Annotated in this window: 17 protein-coding genes; 8 read left to right on the plus strand and 9 right to left on the minus strand. The window is 68.4% G+C overall.

Going from position 1 to position 18,204, the window contains the following annotated elements; genetic code table 11:
- The 4 genes from ACGFI6_RS02045 to ACGFI6_RS02060 all read right to left on the minus strand — a co-directional run bounded on the left by ACGFI6_RS02045 (position 1) and on the right by ACGFI6_RS02060 (position 3,654).
- Positions 1-1,242 (minus strand): hypothetical protein, encoded by a 1,242-nt coding sequence (locus ACGFI6_RS02045; RefSeq protein ID WP_393114575.1) that lies wholly within the window; start codon positions 1,240-1,242, stop codon positions 1-3.
- Position 1,243: 1 nt separating this feature from the next.
- A complete protein-coding gene (locus ACGFI6_RS02050) occupies positions 1,244-2,797 on the minus strand; it encodes an alkaline phosphatase D family protein (protein WP_393114577.1) in 1,554 nt (517 codons plus the stop codon).
- A gap of 126 nt (positions 2,798-2,923) precedes the next feature.
- A complete protein-coding gene (locus ACGFI6_RS02055) occupies positions 2,924-3,295 on the minus strand; it encodes a DUF1304 family protein (protein ID WP_393114578.1) in 372 nt (123 codons plus the stop codon).
- Complete coding sequence (locus ACGFI6_RS02060; protein WP_393114580.1) at positions 3,292-3,654, minus strand: cupin domain-containing protein; 363 nt, start codon at positions 3,652-3,654, stop codon at positions 3,292-3,294. The genes ACGFI6_RS02055 and ACGFI6_RS02060 overlap by 4 nt, the downstream gene beginning before the upstream one ends.
- A gap of 121 nt (positions 3,655-3,775) precedes the next feature.
- Between ACGFI6_RS02060 and ACGFI6_RS02065 the strand changes: the two genes are divergently transcribed.
- Positions 3,776-4,792: a helix-turn-helix transcriptional regulator gene (locus ACGFI6_RS02065; RefSeq protein WP_393114582.1), complete on the plus strand. Its 1,017-nt coding sequence runs from the start codon at positions 3,776-3,778 to the stop codon at positions 4,790-4,792.
- Here the strand turns inward: ACGFI6_RS02065 and ACGFI6_RS02070 are convergent.
- Entirely contained in the window at positions 4,779-5,678 is a 900-nt protein-coding gene (locus ACGFI6_RS02070) for an AraC family transcriptional regulator (RefSeq protein ID WP_393114583.1), read from the minus strand. The two genes, ACGFI6_RS02065 and ACGFI6_RS02070, sit on opposite strands and share 14 nt — an antisense overlap.
- A gap of 120 nt (positions 5,679-5,798) precedes the next feature.
- On the opposite strand from ACGFI6_RS02070, the gene ACGFI6_RS02075 reads away from it, so the two are divergent.
- A complete protein-coding gene (locus tag ACGFI6_RS02075) occupies positions 5,799-6,650 on the plus strand; it encodes an SDR family oxidoreductase (protein ID WP_393114585.1) in 852 nt (283 codons plus the stop codon).
- Positions 6,651-6,732: 82 nt separating this feature from the next.
- On the opposite strand, the gene ACGFI6_RS02080 is transcribed toward ACGFI6_RS02075, so the two are convergent.
- The 4 genes from ACGFI6_RS02080 to ACGFI6_RS02095 are packed head-to-tail and all read right to left on the minus strand — an operon-like array spanning position 6,733 to position 10,790.
- A complete protein-coding gene (locus ACGFI6_RS02080; RefSeq protein WP_393114587.1) occupies positions 6,733-7,548 on the minus strand; it encodes a fumarylacetoacetate hydrolase family protein in 816 nt (271 codons plus the stop codon).
- On the minus strand, positions 7,545-9,062 hold the full coding sequence (locus ACGFI6_RS02085; protein ID WP_393114589.1) for a hypothetical protein: 1,518 nt from the start codon (positions 9,060-9,062) through the stop codon (positions 7,545-7,547). Before ACGFI6_RS02085 ends, ACGFI6_RS02080 begins: the two co-directional genes overlap by 4 nt.
- A gap of 34 nt (positions 9,063-9,096) precedes the next feature.
- Complete coding sequence (locus ACGFI6_RS02090; RefSeq protein ID WP_393114592.1) at positions 9,097-9,909, minus strand: carbohydrate ABC transporter permease; 813 nt, start codon at positions 9,907-9,909, stop codon at positions 9,097-9,099.
- Positions 9,909-10,790: a carbohydrate ABC transporter permease gene (locus ACGFI6_RS02095; protein ID WP_393114594.1), complete on the minus strand. Its 882-nt coding sequence runs from the start codon at positions 10,788-10,790 to the stop codon at positions 9,909-9,911. The genes ACGFI6_RS02090 and ACGFI6_RS02095 overlap by 1 nt, the downstream gene beginning before the upstream one ends.
- 180 nt (positions 10,791-10,970) lie before the next feature.
- On the opposite strand from ACGFI6_RS02095, the gene ACGFI6_RS02100 reads away from it, so the two are divergent.
- From ACGFI6_RS02100 to ACGFI6_RS02125, 6 genes are all read left to right on the plus strand, one after another.
- Complete coding sequence (locus ACGFI6_RS02100) at positions 10,971-12,269, plus strand: ABC transporter substrate-binding protein (RefSeq protein WP_393114596.1); 1,299 nt, start codon at positions 10,971-10,973, stop codon at positions 12,267-12,269.
- Position 12,270: 1 nt separating this feature from the next.
- Positions 12,271-13,314 (plus strand): Gfo/Idh/MocA family protein, encoded by a 1,044-nt coding sequence (locus ACGFI6_RS02105; RefSeq protein ID WP_393114598.1) that lies wholly within the window; start codon positions 12,271-12,273, stop codon positions 13,312-13,314.
- 200 nt (positions 13,315-13,514) lie between these two features.
- Complete coding sequence (locus tag ACGFI6_RS02110) at positions 13,515-15,296, plus strand: heparinase II/III family protein (RefSeq protein WP_393114600.1); 1,782 nt, start codon at positions 13,515-13,517, stop codon at positions 15,294-15,296.
- Entirely contained in the window at positions 15,289-16,050 is a 762-nt protein-coding gene (locus tag ACGFI6_RS02115; RefSeq protein WP_393114602.1) for an amidohydrolase family protein, read from the plus strand. Before ACGFI6_RS02110 ends, ACGFI6_RS02115 begins: the two co-directional genes overlap by 8 nt.
- The gene (locus ACGFI6_RS02120; protein ID WP_393114603.1) at positions 16,047-16,853 is read left to right on the plus strand and encodes an amidohydrolase family protein; all 807 of its coding nucleotides are present in this window, start codon (positions 16,047-16,049) and stop codon (positions 16,851-16,853) included. Before ACGFI6_RS02115 ends, ACGFI6_RS02120 begins: the two co-directional genes overlap by 4 nt.
- Complete coding sequence (locus ACGFI6_RS02125) at positions 16,846-18,201, plus strand: hypothetical protein (RefSeq protein ID WP_393114605.1); 1,356 nt, start codon at positions 16,846-16,848, stop codon at positions 18,199-18,201. The genes ACGFI6_RS02120 and ACGFI6_RS02125 overlap by 8 nt, the downstream gene beginning before the upstream one ends.
- Positions 18,202-18,204: the final 3 nt, after the last annotated feature.

Below are 18,204 nucleotides of genomic sequence, written 5' to 3' on the forward strand. Positions count from 1 at the left end.
TCAGAAACTGTTGTTGGAGATTCCGGTGCCGAGGATCACCTGGTCGTAGGTGTTGCCGTCGTTGTCGTCCGTGTACGCGACAGCGACCTCGGCGTACGGCGACACCGCGACTGTCAGCTGCTCCTGCCGGCCTGTGGTCACCGAGCTCAGCTTCTGCGACGAGAGGCGGCCGGTGTCGGTGCCGTCGATGCCGAAGCCACGGACCCACACGTCCGGGTCGGTGCCTTGAACGGTCCAGCCGACAACTGTCTGCGCCTGGTCGTCGACGCCGATCGACGGCGCAGTGCCGCCGGCGGTGACAGTCGTATCGGCGTAACGTGCCGTACCGGTCGATGTGAACGAGCGCGTCGACACACCCGCATCCGACTGCCAAGCCACGGCGAAGTCGCCGGTGAAGTTGGCTGCCACCGCTGCATGCGTCTGCTGGCCGGCGGTCGTCGCGTTGGCGACCCGGCGGGACAGGCTGGCCGCACCGTTCGTACGAGCGAGGCGGATCAGGCCGACGTTGTAGTCGGCGTTCGCGTCACCGTCCTCGTCCCACACGACTACTGCGTCGCCTGATGCCGACACCGCCACGTCCGGGTTGTGGTGCTGGCCGGTCGTCTGCGAAGCGGTGACCTCCCAAGCGCGCGTACTGGGACCTGTGAAGCCGGCAGCCTTCACCGTGGCCGGCGTACCGGTCTGGATGTCCTCCCAGGCCACAGTGAATGCCACCGCGGCACCAGCAGGCGCACCGTCCGGGTCTACAGCGACACGTGGGTTGATCTGTTGCCCAGTGGCACTGGTGTTGGCGTTACCGGATGCCGTGACGGTGCCGGCCGTGTTCACCACGCGGTACGGGATGTTGTAGTACCCGTTGCCGTCCGGGTCGTCCTGCCAGACGACGACTGCGTTGCCCTTGTCGTCCAGGCCGACGTCCGGGTGCAGGTGGCGCCAGTTGGTCACACCGCTGCTGCCTGCGGCGGACAGCTTCTTCTCGTACGCCGCGGTGCCGTTGTGGAACAGCCGCAGGTAGATCTCGCTGTGTACGTTGTCGGTCGCGTTGTCGGTGTCGCGGTCGTCCTCCCAGACCACAGCGACGTACCCGTTCCGGTTGGTCGCGATCGAGGCGTTGTCCTGGTCGCCGGTCGCGACGCTGTTGGCGGTCGCCCAGGTCGGGGCGGCGATGTGCGCCGAGGCCGTGCCTGCCGTGAACGTTAGTGCAGTCGCGGCAAGAGCTGTGAGAGCAACAAGCTTCTTCATGTCACACCGCCTGCAGGCCGGGGTGGCCATCTTGGACGACGAACGACTTCACCGTCGCAGCCGCGGCGCCGTGCTCGGAAACCTTGGCCACGTTACGGAAATCGGCCCGCAGCTCGGTCGGGCTGACCGTCGCGCGCACGTAGCCGCGGCGGTTGTTGTAGAACTTGAGCCACGGGTTGGTGCCGACATCGGGGACCGTCGTGGACCCGTCACCGTCACCACTGGACGTCACCGAGCTGGTCACCAGCTCGGTACCGATCGTTGCCGAGTTCGCGTTGTTGTAGTCGGCCTTGATCTCGGTCGCCCACGCCCGGTGCACGTCACCGGTCAGTACGACGGGGTTCCGTACGGACCGGTCCACCCAGCCCTGCTGGATGCGTGCCCGCGACGCGCGGTACCCGTCCCACGAGTCCATGCTCGCGCCCGTGGAGTTGAAGCGGCGCGCGAAGAACACCTGCTGGCCGATGATGTCCCAGGTACCGAGGTGCTGGCCCAGACCGTCGAGCAGCCAGCTCTCCTGGGCGTTCCCGGGCAGACTGCGCGACGCCAGGTCCGCGTCCGAGCACTGCTTCCAGCCGTCACCACAAGCCTGGTCGTTGCGGTACTGCCGGGTGTCGAGCATGTGGAACGTTGCCAGGCTCCCCCAGCGCAGCCGCCGGTACAACTGGATGCCGTTGCCGCTGTTCACCTGTGCGGGCCGCAGCGGCATGTTCTCGTAGTACGCCTGGTACGCAGCCGACCGCCGCGCGGTCCACTGCGCCGTGGTCAGCGCGGGCGTGTTGTTCTCCCGCACCGTACCCGCGTAGTTGTTCTCCACCTCGTGGTCGTCCGGTACGACGATCCACGGCGCGGCTGCATGCGCTGCCTGCAGGTCCGGGTCGGTCTTGTACTGGGCGTACCGGCGGCGGTAGTCCGCGATCGACACGATCTCGCTGCCGAGGTGCAGCCGGGTACGGTTGGCCGTGGCGCCGTACTCGTAGATGTAGTCGCCGAGGTGCAGGATGACGCCCGGGTTCTCCTCGGCCATCCGGCGGTAGACGGTGAAGTACCCCTCCTCGTAGTGCGAGCAGGAGGTGAACGCCATCAGCAACTCGCGGCCGGCGGCGCCGATCGCGGGCGTCGTACGGGTCCGGCCGACCGGCGAGATGTGGCCCTGCGCGCGGAACCGGTAGAAGTAGTCGGAGTCCGGGTTGAGGCCACCGGCGATCGCGTGAACGGAGTGCGCGGCGGCGTACTTCGCGGTGACGGTCCCGGAGGCGACCAGGGTGGCGAACGTGTCGGTCGTCGACACCTGCCAGTCGACGGCGACATCGGCGTTCGCCATCCCACCCTGGCCGTCGGCGTTGGTCGGCGACGGGGCCAGGCGGGTCCAGAGCACGACGCTGTTCGCATCCGGTTCTCCGGAGGCGATGCCGAGCTGGAACGGGTACGGGACGGCGGCGGTGGCGGTGATCACCGAGGACTGGGCTGTTGCTGCTTGACCGGCCGGAAGGGCGCCGGCCCCAGCCACGGCGAGTCCGCCGAGAACGAGGGTCCTGCGACTGATTGGGCTCATGGATCTCACCTTCACAATGACTCAGGGCGGTGGGCCCCCGGATCGGTCGAACTGCGGGTGACCATTCGGGAACCTTGAGTGTGTGCGGTGCTTCGTGCCCATGATGGCGCAGAATTGGTAAGTTTCCTACAGAACGAGGATGAGCAAAACCAGGGCGGGAATGCCTTCGAGTAGCGCGTTCAACCAGAGCCGTCGCTCCGAAACGACCAGCACGATCGCCATGAAGGTGTGCTGGGCTGCCGTGAACGTCACCAGTGCATGGCCTGCGGCGACCTGATCGGCGTTCACCAGGACGACGCCGGCGACCAGTGCGGCCGCGGTGGTCAGGTTGTACCAGCCCATGTTCACGGTCCACAGCCGTACGGCGTCGAAGTCGGCCGGCTTGGTCAGGAACATCGGGTACAGCTTGGGATGCCGGTAGAGCAGCGACTCCATCACGAACACCGAGGTGAGCATCACCGCGATGACGATCGCCAGCACCTGCGCCGCCGTACTCATGACAGGTCCGCGAAGAGCGCACTCATCCGGCCGGTCTGGCTGATGGTCAGGAACTTGGCCGCCGGCGTCAGGACCGAGAACGTGTTCATCGTCCCCGCCGGGATGCTGATCGAGGAGCCGGGCCCGAGGTCGTAGCCCCGATCCCCTGCCTGGACAAGGATCCGGCCCTGCAGGACGTAGAACGCCTTGCTCCAGGACTCGGTGTGCGGCGGCGCCGCATCGGCGCGCGGGGCGTCGACCTCGAACACCTCGTACTGCCCGCCGGTGTGCTCGGTGCCGATCTTGACGGTCACGGTCGCATCCGGGACGGCGTACTCGACGCCGCTGCCCGCGGTGCACAGATGCACTGATTCGCTCATGGCAGCGACGTTAGGAACCTGCCGGGTGTCCGGATATCCCGTGCCGATGGGCTTCCGAGGGCACCTTAATCCCCACATTTGCGGGATAGGCGGCGCCGGTACGGCGGCGCATACTGAGCGCATGTGGGAGGGCCGGGCGCGGGCCGCGCGCCGGGACATCGCGGCACTGGCGACGTCAGGGGTGGGCGTCGCGGAACTGCACGCCGCCGCGATCGAGGTGGTCGAGCAGGTCGTCGGCAGTGAGCTGACCTGCTGGGCCGGCATCGACCCGGGCACGCTGGTGATCAGCTCGATGACCAGCGGAGCGGCCCGCATTCCCGTCGAGTACGAGCCGCGGCTGGCCGAGACCGAGTACGCCGGCAGCGTGCCGAACTCGTTCGCCGACCTGGCCCGGACGTCGCACCAGGTCGCGCGGCTGTCGGACCTGCCGTACCGCGAGGTGGTCGGGCACCGGCGGCTCAACGAGGTGTGGCGGCCGCTCGGCATCGAGCACGAGGTGCGGACCACGTTCGTCGTCGACGGGGACTGCTGGGGTGCGGCCGGGTTCGTCCGCAGCGGGCACGACTACACCGATCGGGAGCTGGAGTTTCTCGGGTCGGTGGCGCCGGTGATCGGCGCGGCGACGCGGGTCGCCGTCAGGACGGACGCCCACGGCTACCGCGGACGGGTCGGCCCGTCGATCGTCGTCACCGGCGCCAGTGGTCAGCCGCGGGCGATCACCGCGGCGGCGCAGACCTGGCAGGACGAGCTCGGGCAGCGGTTCGGCGTACTGGTCAAGGCCGTCGTAACCGGGACGCGGGCCGCGAGGTCTGGCACGTTCGAGGCGCGGGTACAGACCGCGGCGAGCGGCTGGATCCTGATGCAGGGCAGCCGTTTGCTGGGCGATACCGAGGAGGTCGTGGTGACGATCGAGCCAGCGTCCGGTCAGCACCTGCTCGGGATGCTGCTCGCGGCGTACGGGCTGACCACGCGGGAACGGGAGATCTGCCTGGAGATCATCGCCGGGCACACCACCGGCGAGATCGCCGACCGGCTTTCGATCTCGCCGCACACGATCCAGGACCATCTGAAGGCCGCGTTCGCCAAGGTCGGCGTCCGCAGCCGCGGTGAGCTGGTCGCGACCCTCAGGCCGGAATGAGCTGTTTGCGGTACGTCCCGGGCGGGACGCCGAAGTCGCGCTTGAACGCCTTCGCGAACGCGAACTCCGAGGTGTAGCCGATCTGTTTCGCGACCGTGGCGAGCGGGCGATCGTGGTCCCGCAGCAGCCGCGCCGCGGTCGTCATCCGCCAGCGGGACAGGTACGTCAACGGGGGCTCCCCGACCGCCTCGGTGAACCGCCGCGCGAACGCGGCCCGCGACAACCCGACGTCCGACGCCAGCTCCGCAACGGTCCACGCTGCACCGGGCCGCTCGTGGATCAGCTCCAGCGACTGCACGACGGCCGGATCGGTCAGCGCCCGCGCCCAGCCGCGCTCGGTCGGGCAGTCGTTGTCCTCGAACCAGGCCCGCAGGATCAGTACCAGCAACGCGTCCACCAGCGCCGGCACGACCGCCGCGGCGCCGGGCCGCTGCGCCTCGAGTTCCTCACCCAGCATGCTGATTGCCGTGTGCAACGAACGGTGCCGGCCGGGGTTCGCCGGTACGACGACCACGTCGGGCAACCCGGTCAGGACCGGATGCGGGCGCTCGCGATCGAGGAGGTACGTCCCACACAACAGCAACGTACGGGCGCCCTGGCCCTGCTGCGGCTCCTCGACGGCCGGGTCGAACTCGACGAGCGGTGAGTCCGGCTGGTCGGCGAGCGCATGCTCGACGCCGCGAGGCAGCAGCACCGCATCGCCCGGCCCGAGCGGGATCGGGTCCCCCGCGGGCGGCAACAACCACGCCGTGCCTTGCAGTACGAGGTGGAACGTGGCGCCGAACGAGTGCCCGAAGTGCAGCCCCCACGGACCGCGGACGACGTTGCGCCCGGAGGCCGCCGGGCCGTTCCGCAGCGCGGCGACGACATCGGCAAGAACATCCATACCGTCATGATACGCGCAGCGGTCAAGACGATCGGATATAGATCTGCGCTTCATGGACATAGATCCGCTCATCCACGCCCTCTAAGGTCGAAGACAGAAGCCAACGATCAAGGAGCAAGGATGAGCATCGTCGTCACCGCCGCAACCGGCCACCTGGGCACTCTCGTCGTCGACGAGCTGCTGCAGCGGGTCCCCGCCGACCAGGTCGTCGCGGTCGCGCGGAACGCCCAGAAGGCCGCCCCGCTTGCGGAGCGCGGCGTCGAGGTACGGATCGCCGACTACAACGACACCGACGCGCTCGCGAAGGCGTTCGGCGCCGACGACACGGTGCTGCTGATCTCGGGTCTGGACGCGAACCGCCTCGACCAGCACAAGGCGGTCATCACGGCCGCTCGCGAGGCCGGCGTCGCGCGGATCGTGTACACGGGTGCGCTCGGCGGGCCGGAGGCCGACTTCGACCTGGCCGCCGACCATCGCGCCACCGAGCAGGCGATCCTCGATTCGGGCCTGACGTACACGTTCCTCCGCAACGGCTGGTACAACGAGGTCTACACCGACCAGATCCCCGTGCAGTTGCAGCACGGGGTCGTCGGGAGCGCGGGCGACGGGCGGATCGGGTCGGCCGCGCGCCGCGACTACGCCGCGGCGGCAGCCGTCGTACTGACCGGTGAAGGGCATGAGAAGAAGGCGTACGAGCTGAACGGCGACACGGCCTGGACGCTGACCGAGTACGCCGCCGAGCTCGCGAAGCAGTCCGGGAAGCCCGTTGCCTACAACAACGTCTCCCCCGCCGACCACGCGCAGGTGCTGATCGGCGCCGGCCTCCCGGAGCCGGTGGCCCAGATGTTCGTCGGCGTCGACGACGCGATCAGCCGCGGCCGCCTCGCGGGCCGCGGTTCCGACCTCGCCCGTCTCATCGGCCGCCCGACGACCGCGATCGCGGACAGCATCGCTGCTGCGCTGCAGGGCTGACCTTGGACGGCCACGCAGGCAGAACCCCCGATTCTGCGCCTTTTCGGGCTGAAAACCGGACTTCTGCCTGCGTGGCGATCCATCAACCCGCCGCGACCACCTTGTTGCGCTGCTCGCCGAGGCCGTCGGCCCAGACGCGCAGGACGTCGCCGGGGCGGAGATACCTGGGCGGCTTCTGGCCCGCGCCGACGCCGGCCGGCGTGCCGGTGCTGATCACGTCGCCCGGGTACAGCGTCATGAACTGCGAGATGTAGTGCACCAGGTGCCCGACGCCGAAGATCATCTCGGCCGTCGAGCTGTCCTGCAGCACGTCGCCGTTCACGTCCAGCCCGAGCTTGATCGCCTGCGGGTCCGGGACCTCGTCCGCGGTCAGCACCCACGGACCGAGCGGGCAGAACGTCGCCGCGTTCTTGCCCTTGTCCCATTGCCCGCCGAGCTCGAGCTGGAAGTGCCGCTCGGACACGTCGTTGACGAGCACGTACCCGGCGACGTGGTCGAGGGCGGCGGCCTCGTCGTCCAGGTACGCCGCCGTACGCCCGATGACGACGCCGAGCTCGACCTCCCAGTCGGTCTTCTCGCCGCCGCGCGGAATCACCACGTCGTCGTACGCGCCGACCACGGTGTCCGGCGCCTTCATGAACAGGATCGGCTCGGCCGGCGCCTGCTGTCCGCCCTCGGCCGCATGGTCGGCGTAGTTGAGGCCGACGCAGACGATCTTGCCGGGGTCGAGCGGCGGCGCGATCCGGACGGCGTCGAGGTCCAGCGCCGCACCGTCCGGCGTTCGCTCGCGGCCCGCCCCGAACGGCTCGGCCGGGCCCGCCAGCGGCTGCACCCTTCCGTCGTCGTTCAGGACGGCGTCCCGCAAGCCGTCGGAGGTATGGATCCGGAGCAGTTTCACTTGTTCCTCCAGCCAGAGTTCTTCGCCCAGTTCAGGTACGCGATGCCCAGCGCATGCGAGCCTTGCACAGGAACGAGCTGCGCGGCGTCGTAGACCCGCAACGACTGCTGGTAGATCAGCACATCCTGCTCGGCGAACTCGCCCCAGCGCGCGCATTGCACCGCGTTGGCCGGTACCGCCACGCCGGTCCCGTCGACGCGGAGCCAGACCTCGGTCGCGGACCTGATCAGCTTGTGCGTGAACGTTCTGGCGAACGCCTGCACGTCGGTGACCGGCCCCCCGTCGATCCCTGCGTCGTACGCGGCGTGCACGAACTCCGTGCTGATCGCCGCGTGGCTCAGGTCCTCGACCTGCTTCGAGGCCGGGTACGACGGCGTGTACTCCGAGATGCCCGCGGTCTTCGGGTACCCGGCGTACAGCTCGCTGTACGGCGGCCAGTACGTCCACACGTAGGCGTCGCCAACGATCCGCAACGCGGGCTGGTACGCCTTCAGCATCTGCACCACGCGGGACCGGTAGTGCGGGTTGCCGGTCGCCCGGAACAGCTCCACCAGCACCTGGCCGATCGCCTGACTCTGGTTGTACGGCTGGATCGTGCCGTCGAACGGGATCGGCGCGCCCTTCGGCCACACGTAGTCGCCGGTCCCGTCCGGTCGCGACACCCACTCCGCGTCGTGGAACGCGACCGCCTCGGTCGCCGCGTCGAGGAGCTGCTGCGCGAACCGCACGCGCGGACCACGGCGCAGCTTCGGCGACTTGAGCACCATCCGCGCGTACCGGGCGAGCGGGAACGCGACCATCCCGGTGTGTACGGCGAACACGTAGAACTGCGGCTGGAAGGTAATCGTGGCCGCTGCCGGTGCAGGCGCCGCGGCCGGAGCCTCGCGGAGATCGACGGCGGTCCAGCGCAGCCCCGCGTTGTACGCATTGTTGACAGCGGTGACGACGTACGTCGGTGAGGCCGGATCGAGCGTCACGCCCGGCAGCGTCACGACCGTGGTCGTTGCCGGGTTGCGGAGGACCAGGTCGAAGAGGCCGTCGGCAACGTTCGAGACCTCGGCGGTCGACTCGCCCGACCGGGATCCGGCCCAGCGCACCTGGACCGCCGCCTTGCCGGTGCCGTCCGGGAGCACGCCGTGACCGGCCGTGTAGTTGCCTGCAGTACGCCAGACCTTGCCGGACCGTCCGGCGTAGTCCTTGACGTGCCGGGCGTGATCGGTGGTCGCCATCACGTGCCGGGCCCGGTCCTCGAACGTCCGCAGGTACCGCTCGTCCTGGTACGCCTCGTACATCCGGAGCAGGCTGAGCAGGAAGTACGACTCACCCCAGGCGTAGAGGCCGACCTCGTTGTTCTGTGGGTCGGAGGCCAGGTAGCCGGCTTGCGCGGCGTCGAAGGCCTGTGGTGAGTCGTAGACAAGTGGATCGGCGGACGCGGTCAGGGCCGGGAGGCCGGCCCAGGCGGCGACGCCGCCGGCGGTTGTTCCGAGCAGGAGTGATCGACGGCTGGGGCGCATTCTTGCCTCACAAGGGGGTGGACGGGCTGGGCGGTCAGCCTTTGACGGCACCGCCCATGCTGTTGAGGATGCGTTTCTGGAGCAGCAGGAAGACGGCGATGACCGGAACGAGCGAGATCACGGTGCCGGCGGCGAGGCCGCGGACGTCGGTACCGGCGACCCCGCTCAGGTAGGCGATCCCGAGGGCGATCGGGAACTTGGACTGGCTGGTGAGCACGACGAGCGGCCAGATGAAGCTGTTCCACACCGAGACGAAACCGAGGATCGCGAGCACGGCGAGCGTGGGTGCGACGATCGGTACGCAGATCCGCCAGAAGATCGCGAACTCGTTCGCGCCGTCGACGCGGGCGGCCTCGATGACCTCGTCCGGGATCTGGGAGAACGCCTGGCGGAGCAGGAAGATGCCGAGCGAGGACAGGATCGCCGGCAGGATCACCGACGCGAACGTGTCGGTCAGCCCGAGCTGGCTCATCACCAGGAACCGCGGGATCAGCATCAGCTCGCCGGGCAGGAACATGATCGACAGGAACAGCATGAAGAACAGGCCGCGGCCGCGGAACGCGATCCGCGCCAGCGGGTACGCCGTCAGCGCGGACACGACCAGATACACCGGGACCGTGATGCCGACGTAGATCACCGAGTTCACCAGGAACCGTGCGTACGGGATCGTGGTCCACGCCTCGCGGAACCAGTCGGCCACCGGCGGCCGCGGGATCAGGTCCGGCGGGAACCCGAACACGTCCTGGGTGGCCGGTTTCGTCGCGGCGCTGAGCAGGATCAGGAACGGGCCGACGAACAGCGCCGCCACCGCGACCAGCAGGACGTACCAGGCAATCCGGCGGCTCATCAGACGTCCTTCCGTCGGGTGACCAGCAGATTGAACCCGGCCAGCACGATCATGATTGCCCATAGCAACAGACCGACGGCGCTCGCATAGCCCATGTCGTAGTCCTGGAAGGCTTTCGACCAGATGTAGTAGCCGAGGGTGAGTGTGGAGTCGAGTGGGCCGCCGCGGGTCAGTACGTAGACGGACTCGAACGCCCGCATCGCCTCGAGCATGCTGAGCACGAGCGTCACCGCGAAGGTCGGCCGCAGCGCCGGTACGACGACGTGCAGCAGCCGCTGCCACGCATTCGCGCCGTCGATCGTCGCCGCCTCGACCTGCTCGGACGGTACGGACTGCAGGCCGGCCAGGTAGATCATCATGAACAGACCGGCGTTCTTCCACGCCTCCAGCAGGACGACGGTCGGCAGCGCCCAGTGCCGGTCGAGCAGGAAGTCCGTCGGGCCGGCGCCGAACAGGCCGAGCACCCAGTTCACGATGCCCTCGCGGTTGAAGACGTACCGCCAGGCGACAGCCACCGCGACCATCGACGTGATGACCGGAAGGTAGTAGAGCATCCGGAACGCCTGGATCGCGCGCAGCTTCAGGTTCACCAGCATCGCCAGGAACAGCGGGGCGACCACTGTCAGCGGCAGGAACATCAGAACGAACAGCAGGGAGTTCCGCAGCGCGATCCAGACCCGCGGGTCGTGCCCGAGCCGGATGAAGTTGTCCAGCCCGGAGAAGCGCACCGGATGCACGATGTCGTAGTCCGAGAACGCCAGCTGGATCGCGATCACGGCCGGCCAGGCGAACATCGCGGCATAGAACAACAGCCCGGGCAGCATGAACACGTACGGCGTGTACCAGTGCTGACCGACGACGCGCCCCTTCAGACCCGGCATGCACGCTCCTTGTGTCTGAAACCTGGCTTTCAGACCGGAACCGTAGCGCACAACTCCGGACCGCAGGAAGCGCCAACTCCAGAAAATTTCTGGCTTCTTCCGTTGACTCACGCCAGATCATGGCGAACACTCTGGTGTCTGTAAGTCCGGTTTAGGACACTTCATTCTGAGGAGCCACCGATGGCCCGACTCCGACTCGCACTCGTCGCCACTCTCGTGCTCGCGCTGGCAGGCTGCGTGTCCGGCAGCCCGGCCGGCGGCAGCGACGACCAGAAACAGTCCGGCGACGCGTACTCCGGTGACGTCGAGTGGTGGACGATCAACCTGCAGAAGAACTACGGGCCGGACATCCAGAAATGGATCGACGCCTACCAGCAGGACCACCCGAAGGTTCACATCAAGTGGGTCGACGTACCGGGGCAGGACATCACCACCAAGCTGCTCGCGGCGCTGGCCAGCGGCAAGGTGCCGGACGTCGTCAACTTCACGTCCTCGACCACCGGGCTGTTCGCCTCGTCGATGGCCGACCTGGACTCGGACTCGCTGTTCAGCAAGGAGGACGTGGCGGCCTACCTGCCGAACCTGACCGACCCGTTGGTGGTCGACGGCAAGCGGATCGCGATCCCCTGGTACAACGGCGGTACGTCGCTGTCGTTCTACAACAAGGACCTGCTGGCGAAGGCCGGCTTCGATCCCGCCAAGCCGCCGAAGACGTACGACGAGGCCCTCGCGCTCGCGTCGAAGTACCACGACGCGACCGGCAAGTCCGCCACGAACTTCATGGCGTACTCGACCGTGGTGCAGGCCGACGGCGTCAAGCTGCTCTCCGAGGACGGCAAGAAGGCCGCCTTCAACACACCCCAGACGCAGGCGCTGCTGGAGAAGTTCAAGCCGCTGTTCACCTCCGGTGTGATCGCGCCGGGCAGCCTCGGCGAGAACCCGCGGGACCTGCCGCAGTCGCTGGAGAACAAGCTGATCGCCTTCAACCCGGCGGCCGTGTCCAGCTCGCTGCTCAACGTGCAGAAGAACGCGCCCGCGGTCTACTCGTCGATCGTGGTCGGCCCGCCGGTGACCGGTGCCGACGGCAAGTTCTACATGCCCGGCCAGCAGGTGATGGGGATCCCGGCGAAGTCGGACAACCAGGCCGCGGCGGCCGCGTGGCTGAAGTACGTCGCGGCGCCGGAGCAGCAGCTCGCGCTCTGCAAACTGGTGCCGATCTACCCGTCCTCGGTGAAGGCGCTCGAGGACCCGTTCTTCACCGACATCAGCGGGACGACGCCGGCCGACCAGGCCCGCAAGATCCTGATCGACACGTTCAAGCAGAGCGTGGACGCGTCGATGGGGTCCGGGAACGACGAGCAGCTGCGACAGCTGTTCGACGCCCAGGTCCGGGCGTACATGTCAGGGACGAAGACCTCGAAGCAGGCACTGGACGACGCCGAGAAGGCGTGGAACGACACACTGGCGAAGGGCAAGTAACGTGACGGACACGCTGCGGATCGGGATCGTCGGCGCGGGGATCATGGGGCGTGGCAACGCATTGTCGTTGTCCGGCCGGGCCGGCGCCGAGATCACCGCGGTCACCAGCCGGTCGGCGGCATCGGCCGAGCAGCTGGCCGGTGAGATCGCCGACCGCGGTGCCCGCCCGGTCGTCTATCCCGATCTCGAGGCGTTGCTGGCCGCGGACACGGTGGATGCGGTCGTCCTGACCACGCCGGACGACGTCCACGGCGAGATGATGGTGCAGGCCGCGGAGGCCGGGAAGCACATCCTGGTGGAGAAGCCGATGACCACGTCGGTCGCGGAGGCCGACGCCGCGGTGAAGGCGATCCGTGAGCACGACGTGGTCGCGATGTGCCTGTTCAACCACCGCTGGGTGCCCGCGTACGCGCAGGCGTACGAGCTGCTCGGCGACCTCGGTGACGGCGCGGTCGCGTACGCCCGCAAGGACGACACGATCTTCGTACCGACCGAGATGCTGTCGTGGGCGGACCGCACCACGTGTGCGTGGTTCCTGTCGAGCCACGACATCGACCTGGTGTCGTGGCTGCTCCGCGACCAGGTACGCCGGGTCTACGCGACGGCGCGCTGGGGCAAGCTGCGCTCGCTCGGGATCGACACCCCGGACGCCATCCAGATCCAGGCGGAGTACTCGCGCGGTGCGGTCGCGACGTTCGAGTCGGCGTGGATCTATCCGAACACGTTCCCGACGGTTGTGGATTCGTACGTCTCCGTGGTCACGGACAACGGCGTCGTGCAGCTGGACCGGCAGAAGGAGAGCGTCGTCGTCGCGAAGCCGGACGGGTACAGCTACCCGCGGAACATGCTCCAGCGGGTGATGCACGGGGTCCCGGCCGGTGCGTACGCGGACGCGATCGCGCACTGGGTCGACTGCTGCCGTACCGGACGCCAGCCGCTGATCACGATCGAGAGCAGCCGCAACGTGACGGCGGTCCTGGAGGCCGCGCACCTGTCGATCGAGACCCGCCAGCCGGTCGATGTCTCCATGCTGGCCGATGCATGACCGCCGGACCGGAGAAGCCCCGGCATATCGACGGGCGGATCAATCAGATCGAGACCGACGATCTGCTGAAGGCATTTGGTTCACCGGCTTCTGACCTGGCTGGTCTGCGCAGGTTTGTCGGTGAGCAGATGCAGCGGCCGGCGTGGCCATTGCCTGAGTCAACTGCCGCAGTGGCTGCAGCTGCACCCCTGTTGGCGGGTGTGGACGTTACTGGCGCAGGGCTGGGCCGGTCGCAGCTGTACGGGTTCCACTACCTCGGCTGGCTGGCTCCAGGGGTACAGGCCTGGTTGCAGACAGGCGATGTGCGCTACCTGGAGGCTTTCGAGCGGCATCTGGACGACTGGGTGACCCGCCGCGACTCCGTGACCGGTGAGTGGCCGGGGCTGGATGTCATCTGGTACTCCCTAGGCACCTGGGCTCGTTGCCGCAGTCTCCTGCCCATACTGGAAGTTCTGACCGCGTCACCGCTCTCCGACCGCGTGTGGGGTCGGCTGGTCGCAACACTGCTCGGCGGCGCCCGCTGGTCGTACGACGAGCATGACGTGTTCCGCCACGGCAACTGGCAACTGGTGTGCGCTACTGAGCTCCTCCACATCAGCGCGGTACTGCCGTGTCTCGTGGAGGCTGACGCGTGGGCCGCACGTGCACGGGAGCGGATCGAGGAGCACCTGGTGCTGGACGTCTATCCGGACGGTGGGCACTACGAGCGTTCCCCCGGGTACCACCGGATGGTCCTGACCGCTCTACAGACCGCGGCGCGCATTGACCCGGCTGTGGCAGCACATCCGCGCTTTGCCGCCATGCACACGTGGATGCGCGAGCTGGTGTCTTCTGGCGGATGGATGCCCCATCTGCAGGACAGTGGCATCGAGTGGCCGGATGAGTCGCTACAGCGCGGCAGCCAACTGCTGGGCGACCAGGTGGTTTCTGAGCTCGCACCGTCGACGGTGCTACCTGAATCGGGCTACACGATCCTGCGGGGAGAGGATGTCCGGGCGGTGATCAACCACGGCCCGCACATCGAGCACGAGTTGGAGTCGCACTCGCATCGCGCCGTGCTCGATCTGGTGCTGGACGGGTGGCAGCACCCGTTGCTGTGGGAGGCGGGTGGTCCCCCGAGCTACGACGATCCGGCGTACCTGACGTGGTTCCAGTCAGGCCGCGGCCACAACACGGTGCTCGTTGACGACCGGGAGCTGTCCACTGATCGGCAGGTGTCGGTCGACCCATTGATCGACACCGGCCGGCTCGCCGCGTTCTCAGGACGCCACCACGGCAACGGCATCCCGCAGTCCCGGACGATCACCATGGTTCGCGAGCAGCCGTCGTACGTCGTCGTGACCGACAATGCCTCCGGTCCGCACACGTTCCGGGCCGGCTGGCACGCGCTGCACCCGTGGCGCCAGGTCGGACCGCAGGCGTACGACGCGTCGGCACCGGACGGGCCGGGCCTCCTGCTCGTCGAAGCGGATGCTGGATCGACCGCTGACACCACGGAGGGTGTGGCGCGGCGGCCGGTGCTGGATCGTCGCTCGGCCGAGTACGGTCCGCTGCATTCACTGACATTGACGCGCTCGACGGGCGACTTCACCACGGTCCTGGTGCCACACGCCGACGGTCAACCGCCTGTAGTGTCGGCCGAGCGGGTCGGTGGTGAGCTGGTGGTCATCTCCGGCGCGACGGTGGACCGGATCGGTCCGGCGACGTGGGTTCGGACCGTCGACGGGAAGTTGTCCTGGGCAACCGGTTGGCGCGTACGGGAGCTCGTTGGGCTGGTGCGAGCCACCGGCGACGTCGACGTACAACTGTCCGGTGACTCGCTCGAGGTGACCTGCTCGGAACGCTGCGGGCTCTGGGTTCGCGCACAGGACGGCGTCCGGCTCGACGGGATCGCGGTCGACGCGCCGATCGAGGACGGGTGGGCGCAGCTCACGCTGCCGTACGCGGGAACCTGGACGGTCGACGGGGTTCGGCATGAGTGACGACGTGACGAGCGGCTGGTTCGACGCGCGGGTGGTGACCGGCCTGCACCCTGCGTCGCTCCTCCCACCCACCGACCGGGACGCGATCGCCGCGCATCTCGACCGGTTCGAGTTGTCTGGCGCCCTGGTCAGCGCGATGGCGTCGGTGTTGCACGACCCGATCGGCGGTAATGCCGAGGCCTCCGCGGTTGCGCACAGCCTCGCCGATCGAGGCGTACTCGCCTGCTGGACCGCCATCCCCGCAACGGCCGGCGAGCTTGACTCATTGACCGCGCTCGTCGATCGCGCCCTCGGCGAGGACGTCGCGGCCTTCCGGATCCACCCCGCCTCGCACGGCTACTCCCCCGCGCTGCTCGACGAGCTGTACGAGGCACTCGAGGCCAACGGGCTCCCGCTCTGCGTCGACGCCGCGGAACTCCCCTGGCCGGCCATGGCCGCGATCGCAACCCGCTGCCCCCGGTTGCCGATCGTCGTGTCAAATGTCGGCTACCGGAAACTCCGCGACCTCTGGGCCGTACTTGATGGGCACACCAACGTGTACGTCGACCTCGTGGACTTCGCCGCACACCAGGGCGTCGAATGGCTCGCCGCCAACGACCTGGCCGAGCGGCTCCTGTTCGCGACCGGTCTCGGCGTCCGCGATCCCGGTGAGAGCGTCGTCCGGCTGGCCTGGTCCGGCCTCGACGACGCCGCGATCCGGCTGGTCGGTGCGGGCAACGCAAACCGCTTGTTCCGTTCGGGAGGCCGTTCATGATCGGGCGCCGGCCACAGCATCGGGTCGTCGACGTGCACGCGCACCTCGGCCCGTACTCGCTGTTCTTCATCCCCGAGCCGGACGCCGCCACGATGGTCGCCGTGATGGACAAGACCGGGACCGACGTCACCGTACTGGCGGCCAACCGCGCGATCCAGCAGGACGCCCACCTCGGCAACTCGCAGTCGCTCGCGGCCGTGGACGCGTATCCGGACCGGATCGCGGCGTATGCCGTCATCAACCCGTGGCAGGACCCGGAACGCGAGCTCGAGCGGCTCGCGGACGACGAGCGCTTCGTCGGCATCAAGGTCCATCCGAGCCTGCACCACTACCCCGTCACCGGTGCGCGCTACGCCGCCATGTGGAAGTTCGCGGAGTCCACCGGTTGCCCCGTACTCAGCCACTCCGAGCACAGGTCCCCGTACGACGCGCCTGCACTGTTCGCCGAGGTCGCGGAACGCTACCCGGGGACGTCGGTGATCCTGGGGCATGCCGGGATCACGCCGCCGGGCGTCGACGAGGCGATCGAGGTCGCCCGGCGCTACGAGTCGCTCGTACTGGAGGTCTGCGGTTCGCACATGACCGGGCCGCTGATCCGCTCGATGGTCGACCAGGTCGGCAGCGACCGGGTGCTGTTCGGGTCGGACTTCCCGTTCATCGACCAGCGGATGTCGCTCGGCCGGGTGGTCTGTGCACCGCTGACGGAGAGCCAACGCCAAGATGTTCTCAGCGGGAACGCCCGCAAGCTGTTCCGGTGGCGGGCGCTGCCAGGAGAACAAGGGATTGGCGGTTCAGATGAGTGACGAGACCCAACCTGCCGAGCAGCTGGGCGAGCGGTTGCCGTCGGTGACGGTCGGTCTGTTCGGGCCGCGTCGGCTGGTGAAGACGATGGCGGAGGTCGGCCAGGAGGTCGCTGAGCGCTCCGCCCACGGCGTCCGGTTCCTCACCGGTGGCTATGACGACCTGTCCGAGGCCGAGGACCGGTACCTGCGGCTGCGGGACCGGATCGATGCGGCAGTCTTCCCGGGCCCGTGGATGTTCGACCTGGCGACCACCGGCCACTGGTTGACCGTCCCGTCCACTCACCTGCCGCTGACCGGTGCGGCACTGTACGCGGCGCTGCTGCGCGCCTCGCTGACGATCCAGGACGTTGACCTCAGCCGGGTCAGCATCGACTCGCTCTCCCTCGCCGACGTTGCGGAGGCGTACAGCGAGATCGGCCTGGACGCCGCCGAGGTGTACGACGTCCCGTACGAAGGCCCTTCGTCGGTGGACGGGTTCGCGGCGTTCCACCGGGAGAAGTACGAACGGCAGCACACCACGGTCGCCCTGACCACGATCCTGTCCGTGGAGCGCGAACTGCTCGCGACCGGCGTACCGGTGCTGCGGATCGCACCGACGCGATCGAGCGTGCGGGATGCGCTGGAAACCGCCGTACTGCTCGGTCAAGGCACGCGGATGGGAGCGCACCAGCTGGCGATGATCGCCGTACAGGTCATCCCGTCACGGGCGGAGTCCGGCGACTACTGGCAGCAGGAGCTGGCGTTGCTGACGCACCAGAAGCTCCTGGCGGAGGCACGTCAGGTCGGAGCGACCGTCACGCGCCGGTCCGACACCCTGTTCCTCGTGACAACCACGTACGGCGCTTTGGTACGGCTGACCGAGCAGTTCGCGTACGCGCCGTTCCTGGGCGCCCTGACCGCGCAGCTCGGCGTACCGGTCGCTGTAGGTGCCGGCACTGGGCAGACTGCTCGTGCAGCGGAGGCAAACGCCCTGCTGGCCGTGGAGGACTCGGTGGGAGCCGGTGGCAAGGTCGCGGTGTACCTGGACGGTGGGAGCGACCGGCTGGACCTTGAGCCGGGTCCTGCGACGACTGCCTCCGCACCGGTGGACAGTACGTCGCCAACCGACCAGCGGGCGTTGGAGATCGTCACGTCGATCGCCTCCGCCATGAGCCCCGCCCCTGGCCGGCAGGTCGTTGTGGACGTCGAGAGCGTCGCCTCGATCATGCAGGTCACCCAACGAACCGGCCGCCGCATGCTGAAGGAGCTGGTGGACGCGGGTCTTGCCTGGCCGTTGCCACCGGCCCGTTCCACCGGTGGTGGCCGCCCACGCCAGCAGTTCCGGCTGTTGACCGAAAAGCTCGACTGACCG

The organism is Kribbella sp. NPDC048928, from assembly GCF_043197975.1.
In the GTDB taxonomy this organism is placed as follows: domain Bacteria; phylum Actinomycetota; class Actinomycetes; order Propionibacteriales; family Kribbellaceae; genus Kribbella.